This is a genomic window from Amycolatopsis sp. NPDC114504, from assembly GCF_055633595.1.
Genome location: NZ_JBVKDU010000002.1, coordinates 1,423,813 through 1,438,125 on the forward strand (window position 1 = coordinate 1,423,813; position 14,313 = coordinate 1,438,125).

General features: G+C 70.3%; 15 protein-coding genes. 6 read left to right on the forward strand and 9 right to left on the reverse strand.

Annotation, left to right across the window (positions count from 1 at the left end):
* Positions 1 to 12 precede the first annotated feature (12 nt).
* Positions 13 to 588 (reverse strand): hypothetical protein, encoded by a 576-nt coding sequence (locus tag ACZ7PG_RS18690; protein ID WP_470240275.1) that lies wholly within the window; start codon positions 586 to 588, stop codon positions 13 to 15.
* Between the two features lie 175 nt (positions 589 to 763).
* On the opposite strand from ACZ7PG_RS18690, the gene ACZ7PG_RS18695 reads away from it, so the two are divergent.
* From ACZ7PG_RS18695 to ACZ7PG_RS18705, 3 genes are all read left to right on the forward strand, one after another.
* On the forward strand, positions 764 to 2,575 hold the full coding sequence (locus tag ACZ7PG_RS18695; protein WP_470240797.1) for an NHL domain-containing thioredoxin family protein: 1,812 nt from the start codon (positions 764 to 766) through the stop codon (positions 2,573 to 2,575).
* Position 2,576: 1 nt separating this feature from the next.
* Positions 2,577 to 2,909, forward strand: coding sequence for a GroES family chaperonin (locus tag ACZ7PG_RS18700; RefSeq protein WP_470240276.1), 333 nt, complete (start codon positions 2,577 to 2,579; stop codon positions 2,907 to 2,909).
* Positions 2,910 to 3,391: 482 nt separating this feature from the next.
* Positions 3,392 to 5,149 carry a VanW family protein gene (locus tag ACZ7PG_RS18705; protein ID WP_470240798.1) on the forward strand — a complete coding sequence of 586 codons (1,758 nt, stop codon included), beginning with the start codon at positions 3,392 to 3,394 and terminating at the stop codon, positions 5,147 to 5,149.
* Positions 5,150 to 5,153: 4 nt separating this feature from the next.
* On the opposite strand, the gene ACZ7PG_RS18710 is transcribed toward ACZ7PG_RS18705, so the two are convergent.
* Both ACZ7PG_RS18710 and ACZ7PG_RS18715 read right to left on the reverse strand, forming a co-directional pair.
* Positions 5,154 to 5,861 carry a leucine-rich repeat domain-containing protein gene (locus ACZ7PG_RS18710; protein ID WP_470240277.1) on the reverse strand — a complete coding sequence of 236 codons (708 nt, stop codon included), beginning with the start codon at positions 5,859 to 5,861 and terminating at the stop codon, positions 5,154 to 5,156.
* Complete coding sequence (locus tag ACZ7PG_RS18715) at positions 5,858 to 6,697, reverse strand: helix-turn-helix transcriptional regulator (protein WP_470240278.1); 840 nt, start codon at positions 6,695 to 6,697, stop codon at positions 5,858 to 5,860. The genes ACZ7PG_RS18710 and ACZ7PG_RS18715 overlap by 4 nt, the downstream gene beginning before the upstream one ends.
* A gap of 134 nt (positions 6,698 to 6,831) precedes the next feature.
* Here ACZ7PG_RS18715 and ACZ7PG_RS18720 point away from each other — a divergent pair, with 134 nt between their 5' ends.
* Entirely contained in the window at positions 6,832 to 8,211 is a 1,380-nt protein-coding gene (locus ACZ7PG_RS18720; RefSeq protein ID WP_470240279.1) for an MFS transporter, read from the forward strand.
* On the opposite strand, the gene ACZ7PG_RS18725 is transcribed toward ACZ7PG_RS18720, so the two are convergent.
* The 5 genes from ACZ7PG_RS18725 to mug all read right to left on the reverse strand — a co-directional run bounded on the left by ACZ7PG_RS18725 (position 8,201) and on the right by mug (position 12,664).
* Entirely contained in the window at positions 8,201 to 8,494 is a 294-nt protein-coding gene (locus ACZ7PG_RS18725) for a GlsB/YeaQ/YmgE family stress response membrane protein (protein ID WP_470240280.1), read from the reverse strand. The genes ACZ7PG_RS18720 and ACZ7PG_RS18725 overlap by 11 nt on opposite strands.
* A gap of 145 nt (positions 8,495 to 8,639) precedes the next feature.
* Complete coding sequence (locus tag ACZ7PG_RS18730) at positions 8,640 to 8,915, reverse strand: GlsB/YeaQ/YmgE family stress response membrane protein (RefSeq protein WP_086671054.1); 276 nt, start codon at positions 8,913 to 8,915, stop codon at positions 8,640 to 8,642.
* 134 nt (positions 8,916 to 9,049) lie between these two features.
* Positions 9,050 to 10,885 carry an acyl-CoA dehydrogenase gene (locus tag ACZ7PG_RS18735; protein ID WP_470240281.1) on the reverse strand — a complete coding sequence of 612 codons (1,836 nt, stop codon included), beginning with the start codon at positions 10,883 to 10,885 and terminating at the stop codon, positions 9,050 to 9,052.
* Positions 10,886 to 11,032: 147 nt separating this feature from the next.
* On the reverse strand, positions 11,033 to 11,818 hold the full coding sequence (locus ACZ7PG_RS18740; RefSeq protein WP_470240282.1) for a response regulator transcription factor: 786 nt from the start codon (positions 11,816 to 11,818) through the stop codon (positions 11,033 to 11,035).
* A gap of 285 nt (positions 11,819 to 12,103) precedes the next feature.
* Complete coding sequence (gene mug / locus ACZ7PG_RS18745) at positions 12,104 to 12,664, reverse strand: G/U mismatch-specific DNA glycosylase (protein WP_470240283.1); 561 nt, start codon at positions 12,662 to 12,664, stop codon at positions 12,104 to 12,106.
* Positions 12,665 to 12,769: 105 nt separating this feature from the next.
* On the opposite strand from mug, the gene ACZ7PG_RS18750 reads away from it, so the two are divergent.
* The gene (locus tag ACZ7PG_RS18750) at positions 12,770 to 12,946 is read left to right on the forward strand and encodes a hypothetical protein (protein WP_470240284.1); all 177 of its coding nucleotides are present in this window, start codon (positions 12,770 to 12,772) and stop codon (positions 12,944 to 12,946) included.
* Here ACZ7PG_RS18750 and ACZ7PG_RS18755 read toward each other — a convergent pair.
* A complete protein-coding gene (locus ACZ7PG_RS18755) occupies positions 12,887 to 13,522 on the reverse strand; it encodes a VanZ family protein (protein ID WP_470240285.1) in 636 nt (211 codons plus the stop codon). The genes ACZ7PG_RS18750 and ACZ7PG_RS18755 overlap by 60 nt on opposite strands.
* A 301-nt stretch (positions 13,523 to 13,823) precedes the next feature.
* On the opposite strand from ACZ7PG_RS18755, the gene ACZ7PG_RS18760 reads away from it, so the two are divergent.
* The gene (locus ACZ7PG_RS18760) at positions 13,824 to 14,297 is read left to right on the forward strand and encodes a GNAT family N-acetyltransferase (protein ID WP_470240286.1); all 474 of its coding nucleotides are present in this window, start codon (positions 13,824 to 13,826) and stop codon (positions 14,295 to 14,297) included.
* Positions 14,298 to 14,313 lie beyond the last annotated feature (16 nt).

Here is a 14,313-nt window from a genome sequence, read left to right on the forward strand (position 1 = left end):
CGTCAGATTCGGCTAGTCGATGAAGCGGGACCAGAAGTCTATGTACCTCGGGCCGTCCGGCGGGGCCGTGCTGATGCCACCCGTCGCGAACTCGCGGTGCAGGTAATCCCGCAGGTCGGAGCCGTAGACGATGATGTCCGTCTGGTACACCGACAGCACCGGGTAGCCCGCCGTTTCCGGCAAACCGGGCAGATACCGGTGCCCGCAGACCGGCACCAGCTGCGGGACGTCGGCCAGGCGCCGCCGGGCTTCGCGGACCGCGTCCTCCGGGCCGACCGGGCGCGTGCCCCAGTCCGGCAGCCAGAAGCCGTTGTGCTCGACGTCGTACAGCACGCCGTCGACCGGCCAGGCCAAACGTTTGCGCAGCTGGTCCGCGTTGCCGCAGCGCCAGTCGGGCCAGCGGTCGCCGATCGGAATGCCGGCGGACAGGAAGGTGCGGTGGTCCGCGGCGAAGCGGAAACCGAACCGGCGCTCGATGTCGTCGAGCTCGGGTCCGGTCAGCCCGGGACGCACCGGTTCCCGGAGGTTCTCCTGCAGGTGCCGTGCCTCCTCGAAGGTGAGGGCGCCGGCCGGCTGGACGGGGGTCATGAGCCGAGCCTAAGCGGCGGTTCACCCCGCCGCGCGTTCTTTTCCGCCGTCTTCACGCCCTGACCGGGGGTGCTCCCGTGGGGTGAGTTTGTTCTCTCATCGGCTGAACTCCGGAACAGAGCGTGAACACATGTAGTTCACTCTTGCCGTGACTTCACCTCGACCGCAGGCTCGCGTGCGCGCCCCCGAGCTGCGCGGCGACGTCTGGCTGAACACCGGCGGACGCGCGCTGACCCTCGCCGAGCTGCGCGGGCGCATCGTGCTGCTGGACTTCTGGACCAGCGGCTGCATCAACTGCCTCCACGTGCTCGACGAGCTGCGTCCGCTCGAAGCCGAGTTCGCGGACGTGCTCGTCACGATCGGCGTCCACTCGCCGAAGTTCCTGCACGAGGGCGAGCGCGCGTCGATCGAGGCCGCGGTCCGGCGCTACGACGTGCACCACCCCGTGGTCAACGACCCGAAGATGGAGCTGTGGTCGCAGTACGCGGTCCGCGCGTGGCCGACGCTGGCGGTCGTCGACCCCGAGGGGTACGTCGTGCACGTCGCCGCGGGCGAAGGGCACGAAGAGGCGCTTCGCCGCGTCATCGCGGACCTCGTGAAGAAGCACGAAGCGAAGGGGACGCTTCGCCGCGGCGGCAGCCCGTACGTCCCGGTCGAAGAGCAGGTCAGCGAGCTGCGGTTCCCGAGCAAGGCCGTCGCGACGGCCGAGGGGCGCGTCCTCGTCGCGGACACCGGGCACCACTCCGTCGTCGAGTTCGCTTCGGACGGCGAGACGGTCATCCGGCGCTTCGGCAGCGGCGAACGCGGCCACCAGGACGGGCCGTTCGACGTCGCGATGTTCGCCGAGCCGTCCGGCATCGCGCTGCTGCCCTACGACGTCGCCGAGCGCGCCGGCTACCACGCCGTCGTCGCCGACACGGCCGGTCACCGGCTGCGCGGCCTCGATCTGATCACCGGCGAGGTGACCACGGTCGCCGGCACCGGCGCGCAGTGGCGCACCGGACCCGACGCCGGCAAGGGCGTCGACGTCGACCTCACGAGCCCGTGGGACGTCGCCTGGTACGGCCCGGTCGGCGGAGTCGTCGTCGCGATGGCCGGCAACCACACGCTGAGCGTGTTCGACCCGGTTTCCGGCACCATCCGCCGCTTCGCCGGCACGACCGTCGAAGGCCTCCGAGACGGCGACGTCGGCGAAGCGTTCTTCGCGCAGACGTCGGGCCTCGCCGCGGACGGCGACAAGCTGTGGCTCGCCGACGCGGAGACGTCGGCACTGCGCTGGATCGAGCCCGACGGCGAATCGTTCACGGTGCACACGGCGATCGGCGTCGACCTGTTTTCGTTCGGCCACACCGACGGCCCGGCCGACCAGGCGCTGCTGCAGCACCCGCTCGGCCTGGCCGTGCTGCCCGGCGACAAGATCGCGATCGCGGACACCTACAACGGCGCCGTACGCCGCTTCGACGTCTTCACCCGCGAAGTCACCACGATCGCTACAGGGCTTTCGGAGCCACAGGGCCTGCTGCTGCACGACGGCGAACTGCTCGTCGTCGAGTCGGCGGGCAACCGGGTCGGCCCGCTGCCCGCCGGCGAGCCGACGCTCGTCGCGGGTGACGCGCACGCCGTCCGCAGGCCGCCGACCGTGCTCGCACCGGGCGAGATCGAGTTTTCGGTCGTCTTCACCGCCCCGCCGGGCGAGAAGCTGGACGACCGCTTCGGCCCGTCGACGCGGCTGGAGATCAGCGCGTCGCCGCCTTCGCTGCTGGCCGACGGGGTCGGCACCGGGACGGATCTTTCGCGCAAGATCCGGTTCGCCGACGGCGTCACCGAGGGTGTGCTGCAGGTGGTGGCGCAGGCCGCGAGCTGCGACGACGGTGGCGAGCACCCGGCGTGCCGGATCACGCGGCAGGACTGGGGCGTGCCGGTCCGGCTGCAAGCGGACGGGGCGCGGGAGCTGAGCCTGGTCATGGCGGGTGAGCCCGCCGAGTAGCATGCGAACCGTGTCTGACGGGGCGAAACTCGAGATCCAGATGCTGCACGACCGCGTCCTGGTGCGGCTGTCACCGGAAGAGGGCGAGCGCCGCAGCAGTGGCGGCATCGTGATCCCCGCCACGGCGCAGGTAGCGCGGCGGCTCGCATGGGGTGACGTGCTGGGCGTCGGGAACAGCGTGCGCAACGTCAAGACCGGCGACCGCGTGCTCTTCAACCCGGAGGACCAGCTCGAGGTCGAGATCCGCGGCGAGGGCCACCTGGTGATGCGCGAACGCGACATCCACGCGGTGGCGACCGAGCGAACCGAACACGGGACGGGGCTCTACCTGTAGGCGGGGTCGTGGACAACGAGGCGCGCGAGCCTGCCGAGGTGCGAGAGCTCGAGCCGGTGACCCCGGAGCCGGCCGCCGAGCCCACGCCCGGGGATCCTGCGCCGGCCGAGCCGCCCGCCGCCGAGTCGCGCGCGGAACCCGAAGCCACGACCGCGGCGGCCGAACTCGCCGCGGATCCGCCCGCCGAGACCGAACCCGTTGCGGAACCAGCCGCCGCAGCCGAAGGTGCGACTGCGCCCGAGGAGCCTGCCGCGGCCGAACCTGCCGCGGAGCCGCTCGCCGAAGCGGAGCCACCCGCCGCGGCCGAAGGCGCGACTGCGCTTGCGGAGCCTGCCGCGGCCGAATCTGCCGCGGAGCCGCTCGTCGAGGCCCCTTCCGCGGAGCCGCTCTCCGGGGCGGAATGCGCGCCCGAGCTTGCGGAGCCACCCGCCGCGGCTACCGTCGACGAGGCTGCCGTCACCGTTGATCTCTTCGCCGATGATCTGCTCGGTGAGCTTCTCGAAACCCCCACCCCACCGCCCGCTCCCGAAACTCCCGCGCGGAGGCTTCGGACCGGCCTCGCCCGGACCATGATGTCCGTCGGGATCGCGCTCGGGCTCTTCGTCATCCTCTACGCCATCGACCTCGTCGCCAGCGCCGGTGATGTTCCGCGGGGGGTGACCGTTGCCGGGATCGATGTCGGTGGGCTTACCCATGCCGAAGCGGAAGCCAAGCTGCGCAAGGAACTCGAGCCGCGGCTCACCCGGCCCGTGGTCGTCCACGGGGGCGATGTGCAGGCCGAGCTCGTTCCCTCGCGGTCCGGGCTCGGGCTCGACTGGCCGAACACCCTCGGGCTCGCCGGGCACCAGCCGCTGAGTCCGATCACGCGGGTCATGTCCTTCTTCAGCTCCCGCGAGGTCGGGGTCGCGACGCGGACCGATCCGAACCAGATCAGCCAGGCCGTGCGGGAGCTTGCCGAGGGCAAGCTGAACCACCCGGCCACCGAAGGCGCGGTCGGGTTCACGGCGGTCGCCGATGGCGGGGTCACGCCTTATCCGATCCTGCCGCGGCAGGGCCAGCAGCTGACCGACCTCGACGGTGCCGTGCACGCCGTCACCGACCACTGGCTCGACCCCGGTGGCGTCAAGCTCGGCATGGCGATCACGCCCGTGAAGGCGACCGCCGCCGGCGTGCAGGCCGCCTACCGGCAGATCGTCGTGCCCGCCGTCGCCAAACCGGTCGTCGTGCACGGGCAGGGCAAGGACGTCCCGCTCACGCCGGCCGCGATCGCGGCGTCGTTCCAGTTCGCCGCGGTCGAGGGCGGGGCCGTCGAGGTCCGCATCGACCAGGGCAAGCTGCAAGCCGCCCTGAAGGACGGGCTCGCGAGCACCGAGACCGACGGCAAGGACGCCCAGATCGTCTTCACCGGCGCCCAACCGGCCGTCGACCCGTCCGAGGACGCCCGGAAGATCAACTGGGAGAAGACCTTCCTGCCGCTCATCGACGTGCTGAAGAAAACCGACGGCCGGGACCTGCCCGTCGTCTACAGCGCGTCGAAGCCCGGCGTGACCACTGACGCCGCCGGCGCGCTCGGCATCAAGGAGGTCGTCGGCGAGTTCACCACCGGCGGCCTGGCCGGTCCCGCCGCGACGAACAACCGGACGCTCGCCGACCGCGTGTCCGGCACGATCGTCAAGCCCGGCGAGACGTTCAGCCTCGGCGCCCGCTCCGGTCCGCGCACCGCCGACAACGGCTACGTGCCCGCCCCGGCCGACGAAGACGGCACCGGCTCGACCGTCGTCGGCGGTGGCGTCTCGCAGCTCGCGTCCACTTTGTACAACGCGGGCTACCTCGCGGGCCTGACCGACGGCGGCCACCTCGAGCACGACCACTACCTCGACCGCTATCCCGCCGGCCGCGACGCCAAGGCCGTCAACGCCGACGGCAGCTCCGTCGAGCTCAAGCTGACGAACGACTCGCCGACCGGGATCGCCATCCAGGCCACGGTTTCCGGCGACTCCGTGACGGTCCGGATCTGGGGCACCCGCCACTACCGCGTCGAGGGCCAGACCGGCGCCCAGACACCTGGCGACCCCCCACCGGTCCAGTTCGGCGGCGTCAGCCCGTGCCAGCCCGCCATCGGGACGCCCGGCTTCAGCGTCACCGACACCCGCGTGCTCTACGACGTCTCGACCGGCGCCGAAGTCCGCCGGACGTCGCACACCGCGACCTACGGTCCGCGTCCGACCATCCTCTGTTGAGTTGTCAGCGAAGGACCATGCACCCCGCCTCCTCGAAGTCGCGCAGCCACGCCGGCTCCCGGAAGTGCTTGTTCCACCGCAGATCCAGTTTGTCCAGTTTGGACAGACGAGCGATCGACGGAGGAAGGGAGACCAAGAGGTTCTCCCGCAGGTCCAGCTGACGCAGCTCGCCCAGCGAACCGATCGACTCGGGCAGTGAAGTCAACCCGTTGCCCCGCAGGTGCAGCTCCCGCAACGCACCCAGAGAGCCGATCGACTCCGGCAGCGTGGTCAACGCGTTGCGGTACAACCGGAGTTCGCGCAGCGAGGTGAACCCGGACAGGTCCGCGGGCAGCGAGCTCAGCCGGTTGTCCGTGCAGCCCAGGTACCGCAGCCGGCCCAACCGGCCCCACGCCGACGGCAACGTCGTCAGCCGGTTGTCGCTGACGTACAGGTATTCGGTCAGCCCGGCGAGGTCACCCAGCTCGTCCGGCAGTGCATCGAACTCGTTGTGCGCCAGGTCGAGCGTGTGCACCGACTTCAACGCCGAAATCCCCGGCGGCAGCGAAGAAAGCCGGTTCGTCGCGAGGTTGAGCACCTCCAGTTCGGTGTGCTCCCACAACGACGCGGGCACCGACGTGAGCGAGTTCTTGTACAGGTCGAGCCGGGTCACCCCCGGTGGCAGCGAGGGAAACGACGTCAGCCCCCGGCCGCTCAGCTCGAGTGACGTCATGACGGCCGCCGCGTCGAAGGCAGCAACGCCCAGCTGCGCGGGTCGTCCGGAGTGGACACCTGGATCCGCAGCCCCGGTGCCTCGGACACCGCCAGCTCGGTCAGCCGGAGGTCCATCCGGCCGGTCCGCGGGTGGTTCAGCCGCCGCAGCCGGGCCTGGGGTTCGGCGACCTCGTGCCGGGCCCACAGCCCGGCGAACTCCGGGCTCAGCGCCGACAGCCGGCGGATGTCCTCTTCCCAGGACGGATCGCCGACGTGGCTGCCGTACTCGGCGCGCATCCGCGCGACCATGTAGGGGACCTCCTCGTCGTAGTTCACGAAGAACTGCCGCGCGTTCGGTTCGGTCACGCAGCACCACAGCAGGTTCTTGTGCAGGCACGGCAAGCTGTGCCACTCCCAGAACAGCTCCTCCTGGGCCGCGTTCGACTCCAGGATGTCGAACCGGCCGTTGACCAGCGTGGCGGGCAGCGGGTCGAGCGCGCGCAGCACCTCGCGAACCGTGTCCGGCACCGTTTCCACCGTCGACGGCAGCCGCGACGGCGTCAGCTCCGCCAGCCGGTACAGGTGCTCCCGCTCCGGGGGCTCCATCCGCAGCGTGCGCGCCACGGCGTCGAGCACCTGCGAGCTCGCGTTGATCGGCCGCCCCTGCTCCAGCCACGTGTACCAGGTGACGCCCACGCCGGCGAGCAGCGCCACCTCCTCGCGGCGCAACCCGCTGAGCCGGCGACGGGGGCCGGGCGCGAGCCCGACCTCCGCCGGGCCGATCCGCGCGCGGCACGCCTTGAGGAACTGGCCGAGTTCCTCTCGGCGGCTGGTGTGGACCGGTGTCGGGGCCATGCGGACATGGTGCCCGAGGGGTACGACAGTTTTCGACGGATCAGCGGACGACTCAGCGGGCGAAGCAGGTACTCCCAGCACCAGCACCACCAGGCTCTCTCCGCCCGCGACCGAACAACCGCAGGGTCAGAGGCATGACTCTGACCACCCCTGCCCCGGCCACGGACCAGGCCGCCCGGCCGGACCGGCGGCCGTGGTTCGTCCTGGCCGTCCTGCTGCTCGGCCAGTTCATGGCGCTGCTCGACGTCACCGTCGTGAACGTCGCCATGACCGACATCCGCACCGACCTGCACGCGTCCGGCGCCGCGCTGCAGCTCGTCGTTTCCGGCTACACCGTGGGTTACGCGATGTTGCTGATCACCGGCGCCCGCCTCGGCGAGCTGTTCGGGCGGCGACGGCTGTTCGTCACCGGCACGATCGCCTTCACCGTCTGCTCAGCGCTGTGCGGCCTGGCGCCGGACGAAATCGTCCTCATCGCCGCGCGGATCGCGCAGGGCGCGGGTGCCGCGCTGATGATGCCGCAGGTCATCAGCGTCATCCAGGCGCAGTTCACCGGCGCCGCGCGGGCCAAGGCACTCAGCGCGTACACCGCGGTCATCTCGGTCGCCTTCGTGGCCGGCCAGGTGCTCGGCGGGGTGCTCGTCGGCGCGGACCTGTTCGGGGCGGGCTGGCGGCCGATCTTCCTGGTGAACGTCCCGATCGGCGTGCTCGTCGCGGTGTTCGCGCTGAAGCTGCTTCCCGCCGGCGCCGCGAAGGCCGGCCGCCGGCTCGACCTCGCCGGGCTCGCGATCGCCGTGCCCGCGGTGGTGCTCGTCGTGCTGCCGCTGGTGCTCGGGCACGAGACCGGCTGGCCGGCCTGGACGTACGGCTCGATGGCCGTGGGCGTGCTGCTGGCCGTGCTGTTCGTGGTCGTGGAACGCCGTGTGCGCGACCCGCTCGTCGACCTCGCCGTGCTCAAGATCCGCGGGGTCGCGCCGGGTCTGGCCACGCTCGCGGCCGGTGTCGCGTCCTACGGCGGCTTCCTCTTCTGCGTCTCGCTGCACCTGCAGTCGGGCCTCGGCAAGACGGCGATGGCCGCCGGCCTGGCGATGGCTCCGGGCGGCATCGTCTTCGGCCTGTGCGGGTTCTTCTGGAACCGGCTGCCGACGCGGGTGCACGCGTGGCTGACCCCGTGTGGTTACGTCGGATCCGCGCTCGCCTACGCGCTGCTCGGGCTGGGCCGCGACGGCGGCGCGTTGTTCTTCGTGGCCCTGCTGCTGTTCGGGCTGTCGATGGGGCCCGCGTTCGGCTCCCTGATGGTGAACGCGCTGACGCACGTCCCGCTCGAGCGCGCGGCCGACGTCAGCGGCCTGCTGACCAGCACGCTGCAGCTGGGCCAGGTCGTCGGCGTGGCCACCTTCGGCAGCCTGTTCCTGACCCTCGCCGTGACGTCGTCCGCGCACGCCCTCACCGTGACGATGACCTGCGCCGCCGTGCTGCTGCTCGCCGGCGCAGGCCTGGCCGTCAGGCGGTAGTGCGGTTGCCGCCCTTGACCCTCGCGTAGATCGCCGAGGCCGCGATGACCCCGACGACGGCGGCGACGATCTGGAAGATGTGCCGGATCCAGTCGATGCCGGAGGTGTCCTTGACGCCGAACACGCCGGCCAGCCAGTTGCCGATGAACGCCGCCACGATGCCGACGACGATGGTCAGCCAGATCGGGATCTTCTGGTCGCCCGGCGCGAACAACCGGCCGAGCACACCCAGGACCAGGCCCACGATGATCGTCGAGATGATGCCCCAAAGTCCGCCGAGCACAGCTGCCTCCTCGGATAGCGCAATAAGCGCCACGGTGACACCGATCCCCGCGAGTCGCCTGCGCAGACCCCCGATGGAGTGAGGGCAAAAAGATCCGGCCCGGTTCGCCCGACGGCGAACCGGGCCGGATCGGCCTGGGAAGGGGTTACCTCGTCACGCCACGGCGTCCGTAGGCGCCCGCGGCGATGCTCACCCCGATGGCGGCGAGGACGACCTGCGTCAGGATCTCCAGCCAGTCGATGCCGTTGGTGTCGGCGTACCCGAGACCGCGCGCGATGGCCGTGCCGATGAAGGCGGCGATGATACCGATCACGATGGTCAGCCAGATCGGGATGCTCTGCTTGCCGGGAGCGACCAAGCGGCCGAGAACACCGATGATCAGCCCGACGATGAGTGCGCTGACGATGCCGGCGACAGTCATCACTTTCTCCTCTCAAGGATCCGCGAACCCGGCCACTCGGGTCCGTCGGACTCGGTGAGCGGAGTGCCCGCACCGGCCGGCCCTGAAACGCGAAAAGGGCCCTCCTCACGTGAGAAGGGCCCTTTTCGTGACCATCAGAAGGCAGCTTCGTCGAGCTCCATCAGCGCGTTGTCGGCGGCTTCGACGATCGCGCGGCGGGCCGTCAGCTCCGGCAGCACCTGCTTCGAGAAGAACGACGCCACGGCGATCTTGCCCTCGTAGAACGGGACGTCCTTGGCGGACGCGCCCGCGTCGAGCTTCGCGATGGCGACCTCGGCGTGCTTGAGCAGCTGCCAGCCGATGAGCAGGTCGCCGACCGACATCAGCAGGCGGACCGTGTGCTGGCCGACCTTGTTGATGTTCTGCGGGTCTTCCTGCGACGTCGTCAGGTAGCCGATCAGCGAGCCCAGCATGCCCTGGGTGTCCTCGAGGGCCTGCTTGAGCAGCCCGCGCTCGTTCTTGAGCCGGCCGTTGCCCGCCTCGGACTCGATGAACTTCGTGATCTCGCCGGCGACGAAGGCCAGCGACTGGCCCTTGTCGCGGACGATCTTGCGGAAGAAGAAGTCCAGCGACTGGATCGCCGTGGTGCCTTCGTACAGCGAGTCGATCTTGGCGTCGCGGATGTACTGCTCGATCGGGTAGTCCTGCAGGAAGCCGGACCCGCCGAGCGTCTGCAGCGACTGCACGAGCTGCTCGGTGGCGCGCTCGGAGCCGACGCCCTTGACGATCGGCAGCAGCAGGTCGTTGACGCCGTGCGCGACCTTCTGGTCACCCTCGCCGGTCCACAGCTGGTCCTGGAAGGACGCCGTGTACAGGTACGTCGCGCGCAGGCCCTCGGCGTACGCCTTCTGCAGCATCAGCGAGCGGCGGACGTCCGGGTGGTGCGTGATGGTGACGCGCGGGGCGGCCTTGTTCAGCATGTTCGGCAGGTCGGCGCCCTGGACGCGCTCCTTGGCGTACTCGAGCGCGTTGAGGTAGCCGGTCGACAGCGTCGCGATGGCCTTCGTGCCGACCATCATCCGGGCGTACTCGATGACCTGGAACATCTGCGCGATGCCGTCGTGGACCTCGCCGAGCAGCCAGCCCTTGGCCGGGGTGCCGTGCTGGCCGAACGTCAGCTCGCACGTCGTCGAGGCCTTGATGCCCATCTTGTGCTCGACGTTCGTGACGTAGGCGCCGTTGCGCTCGCCCAGCTCGCCGGTCTTCGAGTCGAAGTGGAACTTCGGCACGAGGAACAGCGACAGGCCCTTGGTGCCCGGCTTGGTCTCGATGCCGGGACCCTCGGGGCGCGCCAGCACGAGGTGCATGATGTTTTCGCTCATGTCGTGCTCGGCCGAGGTGATGAACCGCTTCACGCCGTCGATGTGCCAGGAGCCGTCCTCCTGCTGGACGGCCTTGGTGCGGCCCGCGCCGACGTCGGAGCCGGCGTCCGGCTCGGTCAGCACCATCGTCGCGCCCCAGGCGCGGTCGATCATCAGCTGCGCCCAGTGCTTCTGCTCTTCGGTGCCGTTCTTGTTCACGATCATCGCGAAGTTCGGGCCCGCCATGTACATGAACAGCGGGGCGTTGGCGCCGAGGATCAGCTCGGACGCGGCCCACTGGACGGTCGGGGGCAGGCCGAAGCCGCCGAGGTCGTTGGTCAGGCCCAGGCGCCACCACTCGCCGTCGAGGAGCTGCTGGTAGCTCTTCTTGAACGACTCGGGGATCTTGACGCTGAAGGTCTTCGGGTCGTACACGGGCGGGTTGCGGTCGGCGTCGGCGAAGGACTCGGCGAGCGGGCCGGTCGCGAGCTTGTTCAGCTCGGTCAGCACACCGCGGGCGGTCTCTTCGTCGGACTCGGCGAGCACACCCTTGCCCAGGCGCTCCTGCACGCCGAGTACCTCGAAGAGGTTGAACTCCAGGTCTCGGACATTGCTCTTGTAGTGGCCCATGTCGTCACTCCAATGTGTTCGGCTCCCCGGCCGGGCACACGTCGCCTTACTCGCCGGTAACTTCAGGATATTACCTGCGGGTAACTGGAGCAAGCAGATCCGCACTTCCGAGTACGGAAATCCGGGCTTCTTCCCGGGAAACAGGGGTCAGCGCTGCCCCGGAAGGGCGGTTGTGTCGGCAGTCACGGGCACGTGACCGTCCTCCGCCCTGGCGACCAGTATCCCGCCGCGGAAGGCGATCGTCACGGCGTGCGTCCGGTCCCGTGCGGACAGCTTGCGCAGGATGCTCTTGACGTGGGTCCGGACCGTCTCGACGGACAGGAACAGCAGCTTCGCGATCGCCGAGTTCTCGAGACCCTCGGCGACGAGCTGGAGCACCTGGTACTCGCGCCGGGACAGCGGCATCCCGCCGCGCGGCCCCGGGGGGCTGTCGTGGGCGAGGCCGTCCTTCGGCACGGTCGACCGCTTCGGCCGGGCGGTGAGCGCGGCCAGCGCCGGATCGATGTACCGGCGCTCGGTGTGGGCCCGCCGGATCGCTTCGGCGAGCCGTCGCGAGTCGATCGACCGCGGCACGATCGCGTGCGCGCCCGCGGCGATCGCGGCCGCGAGGTACTGCTGCGTGCGGTTCGTGTCACGGATGAGCGTGACCAGGACCAGTGCCGGGTCGCCGGCGTTGAGCAGCTTCGTCAGGTGGCAGTTCGGGTCGAGTGCCGAGTCGAGCACGACGACGTCCGGCTTGACCTGCTCGCACAGCTGCAGCGCGGCGTGGTGGCTGGCCGCCTGGCCCGCCCAGTGCAGCCCCTGGCTGCGGTGGACGAGCGCGGCGAGGCCGTCGCGGAAGATCGGGACCGGGTCGACGACCGCCACGCCGAGACTTCGCCCGCCGGGTCCGGCCGGCCCGATCGGCCTGCGGGTGGGCTCGATGCCGTGCATCGTGGGCCTCCGTCTCTGCGCCGTCACTCCTGGGACGCCTGACGCGACCCCTCGGTTCACACGTCCGGCACCGTCCGGTCCCCCCTGCCGGGACCGGCCAAAAGTGACTCCTCCTGCTTGGTACGAGTCGCGATTGCGCAGCTCATGACGCCATCTCCCCCTCATGGCCTAATCCGCCGGTCACAGCAAACTTTGAGTAGAAAACCGTCGGAAGAAGGCGGCTCGACCGGGCTGGGAAGGACCTGATGGGGCGGTGGACGCTACTGAGGGTTGCCCGCTCCGTATTCAACGATTTCGACGACGTTCGGATGCGGCCCGCAGCTCCGCGAACTCCGCCGCCAGCCCGGCCGGCGTCCAGTGCGCGTTGAGGCCGCTCGGGTTCGGCAGCACCCACACGTGGGTGTCCCCGATCCGGTGCTCCTGCCGGCCGACGCGCGCCTTCGGGAAGCCGAACGCGGTCCGGTACGCGGTGATCCCGACGACGGCCAGCCACCGCGGCCGGTGCTCGAGCACCTTCGCCTCCAGGATCCGGCCGCCTTCGCGGAGCTCGTCACCGGTGAGCTCGTCGGCGCGGGCCGTGGTCCTGGCGACGACGTTCGTGATGCCGAGCCCCAGGTCGAGCAGCCGGTCCTGCTCGGCCGGGTCGTAGCGGCGGGGCGTGAACCCGCCGGCGTGGAGGGCGGGCCAGAAGCGGTTGCCGGGACGGGCGAAGTGCAGTCCCAGCGCTCCTGAGTAGAGGCCGGGGTTGATGCCGCAGAACAGGACGTCGAGGCCGGGCGCGATGACGTCCGGGATGGTCGTGTCCTGCGCGGCGGCCAGCTGGTCCTTCGTTGGTCGGGAGCTCACCCGTCCAGGGTTCCCCGGTCTTCCGTCGCGGGGGGTGGCGAACTGACCACAGACCTGCGTAACCTGTTGTGATCTCCCGCACAGCGCCGTACCGAGGAGGATTTCGTGCAGCTTCCGATCGTCCTCGGGCTGGTCGCGCTCGTGCTGGCCGTCGCCGCCCTCGTCGTCGTCCTCGAGGACCGCCGGTCGGCCAAGCGGGCCGCCCTGCGGCGGAAGGCCCGGTTAGCGCGTCTCGGCGAGGTGGACCCGCTCGCGCCGGGCCGGCTGCACGCGGACCGGTGAACGCAGGACCGCCAGCAGCAGCGCCCCGAACACCCAGCCGACGCCCGCGCCGAACGTGTTGTTCATGAGGTCGTCGACGTCGAAGATGCGGTAGACGTACGGCGCCGTCCCGAAGTTCGCCGTGACCTGCGTGAACTCGATCGCCAGTGACGCGGCGAAGCCGATCAGGACCGTGCCGGTCAGGCCGCGGCGCCACAGCACCCGGGCGAACACGCCCAGCGGGACGAACAGCAGCACGTTCAGGCAGGCCTGCTGGAACGTCTGCGTCGTGAACCACTGCGACAGCGGCTCGCCGTGCTTCAGCAGTTCGGTGTGGATGTCGGTGATCCACTGGAACGGGTGCAGCTGCACGGTCTGGCTCAGCCGGCGCGTGCCGAGGCCGGGCAGCGGCAGGAAGACGACCGCCAGGGTCATGCAGCCGTACAGCAGCACCGCGCCGGTGGCCACGATGCCGCGCGGGCGCAGGCCGCCGTGCCGGGCCAGCTGCGTGATCAGCTGCGGCACCAGCACCACGCTCCACAGCGCGAGGAAGCCGATGAACCCGTACTGCAGGGCGGTGACCTGTGCGTTCGTCATGCCACCGACGTTATGGATCATGGCCCGGGCGGCGCTTCGGTCGATGAGCCGGACGCCCCGGACGGCCATCGGCCACTCGGCTGAAGCGACCCTCGGCCGATCGGTCAGTCGTCCTCGCGTTCCTCGGAGCGCTCGGCCCGCCACGCGCTGAACACCGTGCCGCCGATCAGCAGCACGACGACGGCCAGCACCACGAGTACGACCTCGATGCCCATTTTTCCCCCAGTTGCCGGATCGATCGCCTCATCGCGCGCGCGTTAATGGGTGTTACCGAACCCTCCGTGCGTGCGAGCCTGCCCGGATGGTCCACGTGCGACAGCTGACTCCCGACGACGTCCCCGTGCTGCGTGAAATCCGGCTCCGCGCGCTGGCGGACACGCCCGAGAACTTCGGCTCGCTCGTCGCGGTCGAACGCGCCAAGCCCGATGAGGACTGGCGCGAGTGGATCCGTGACCGCGCCTGGTTCGCCGCGTTCGATGGTGAAGACGCCGTCGCGCTCGTCTGCGGCTGGCCCGCGGAGCCGGAATGGCTGGTCTTCTCGATGTGGGTTGCGCCACAGGCGCGTGGCCGCGGAGTGGCCGCGGACCTCATCGCCGCCGTCCGCGAAGCGGCCGTCAAAGCCGGCGCGGAAGCGATCGGACTGCACGTCTTCGAGGGAAACGACCGCGCGCGACGGGTCTACGAACGACTCGGCTTCGTCCTCACCGGCGAGTCCGAGGTCATCACCGGGAAAGGGAGACGTAACCGGATGCGGCTTGCGCTGAACCGGGAATGACCACGACGCTCGGCAC

Excerpts from the sequence above, each read along its gene's own strand:
- ACZ7PG_RS18720 (WP_470240279.1), top strand. The coding sequence starts at position 6,832 with ATGACTCTGACCACCCCTGCCCCGGCCACGGACCAGGCCGCCCGGCCG.
- ACZ7PG_RS18715 (WP_470240278.1), bottom strand. The coding sequence starts at position 6,697 with ATGGCCCCGACACCGGTCCACACCAGCCGCCGAGAGGAACTCGGCCAG.
- ACZ7PG_RS18760 (WP_470240286.1), top strand. The coding sequence starts at position 13,824 with ATGGTCCACGTGCGACAGCTGACTCCCGACGACGTCCCCGTGCTGCGT.
- ACZ7PG_RS18740 (WP_470240282.1), bottom strand. The coding sequence starts at position 11,818 with ATGCACGGCATCGAGCCCACCCGCAGGCCGATCGGGCCGGCCGGACCC.
- ACZ7PG_RS18735 (WP_470240281.1), bottom strand. The coding sequence starts at position 10,885 with ATGGGCCACTACAAGAGCAATGTCCGAGACCTGGAGTTCAACCTCTTC.
- ACZ7PG_RS18755 (WP_470240285.1), bottom strand. The coding sequence starts at position 13,522 with ATGACGAACGCACAGGTCACCGCCCTGCAGTACGGGTTCATCGGCTTC.
- ACZ7PG_RS18730 (WP_086671054.1), bottom strand. The coding sequence starts at position 8,915 with ATGACTGTCGCCGGCATCGTCAGCGCACTCATCGTCGGGCTGATCATC.
- ACZ7PG_RS18690 (WP_470240275.1), bottom strand. The coding sequence starts at position 588 with ATGACCCCCGTCCAGCCGGCCGGCGCCCTCACCTTCGAGGAGGCACGG.
- ACZ7PG_RS18700 (WP_470240276.1), top strand. The coding sequence starts at position 2,577 with ATGCGAACCGTGTCTGACGGGGCGAAACTCGAGATCCAGATGCTGCAC.
- ACZ7PG_RS18710 (WP_470240277.1), bottom strand. The coding sequence starts at position 5,861 with ATGACGTCACTCGAGCTGAGCGGCCGGGGGCTGACGTCGTTTCCCTCG.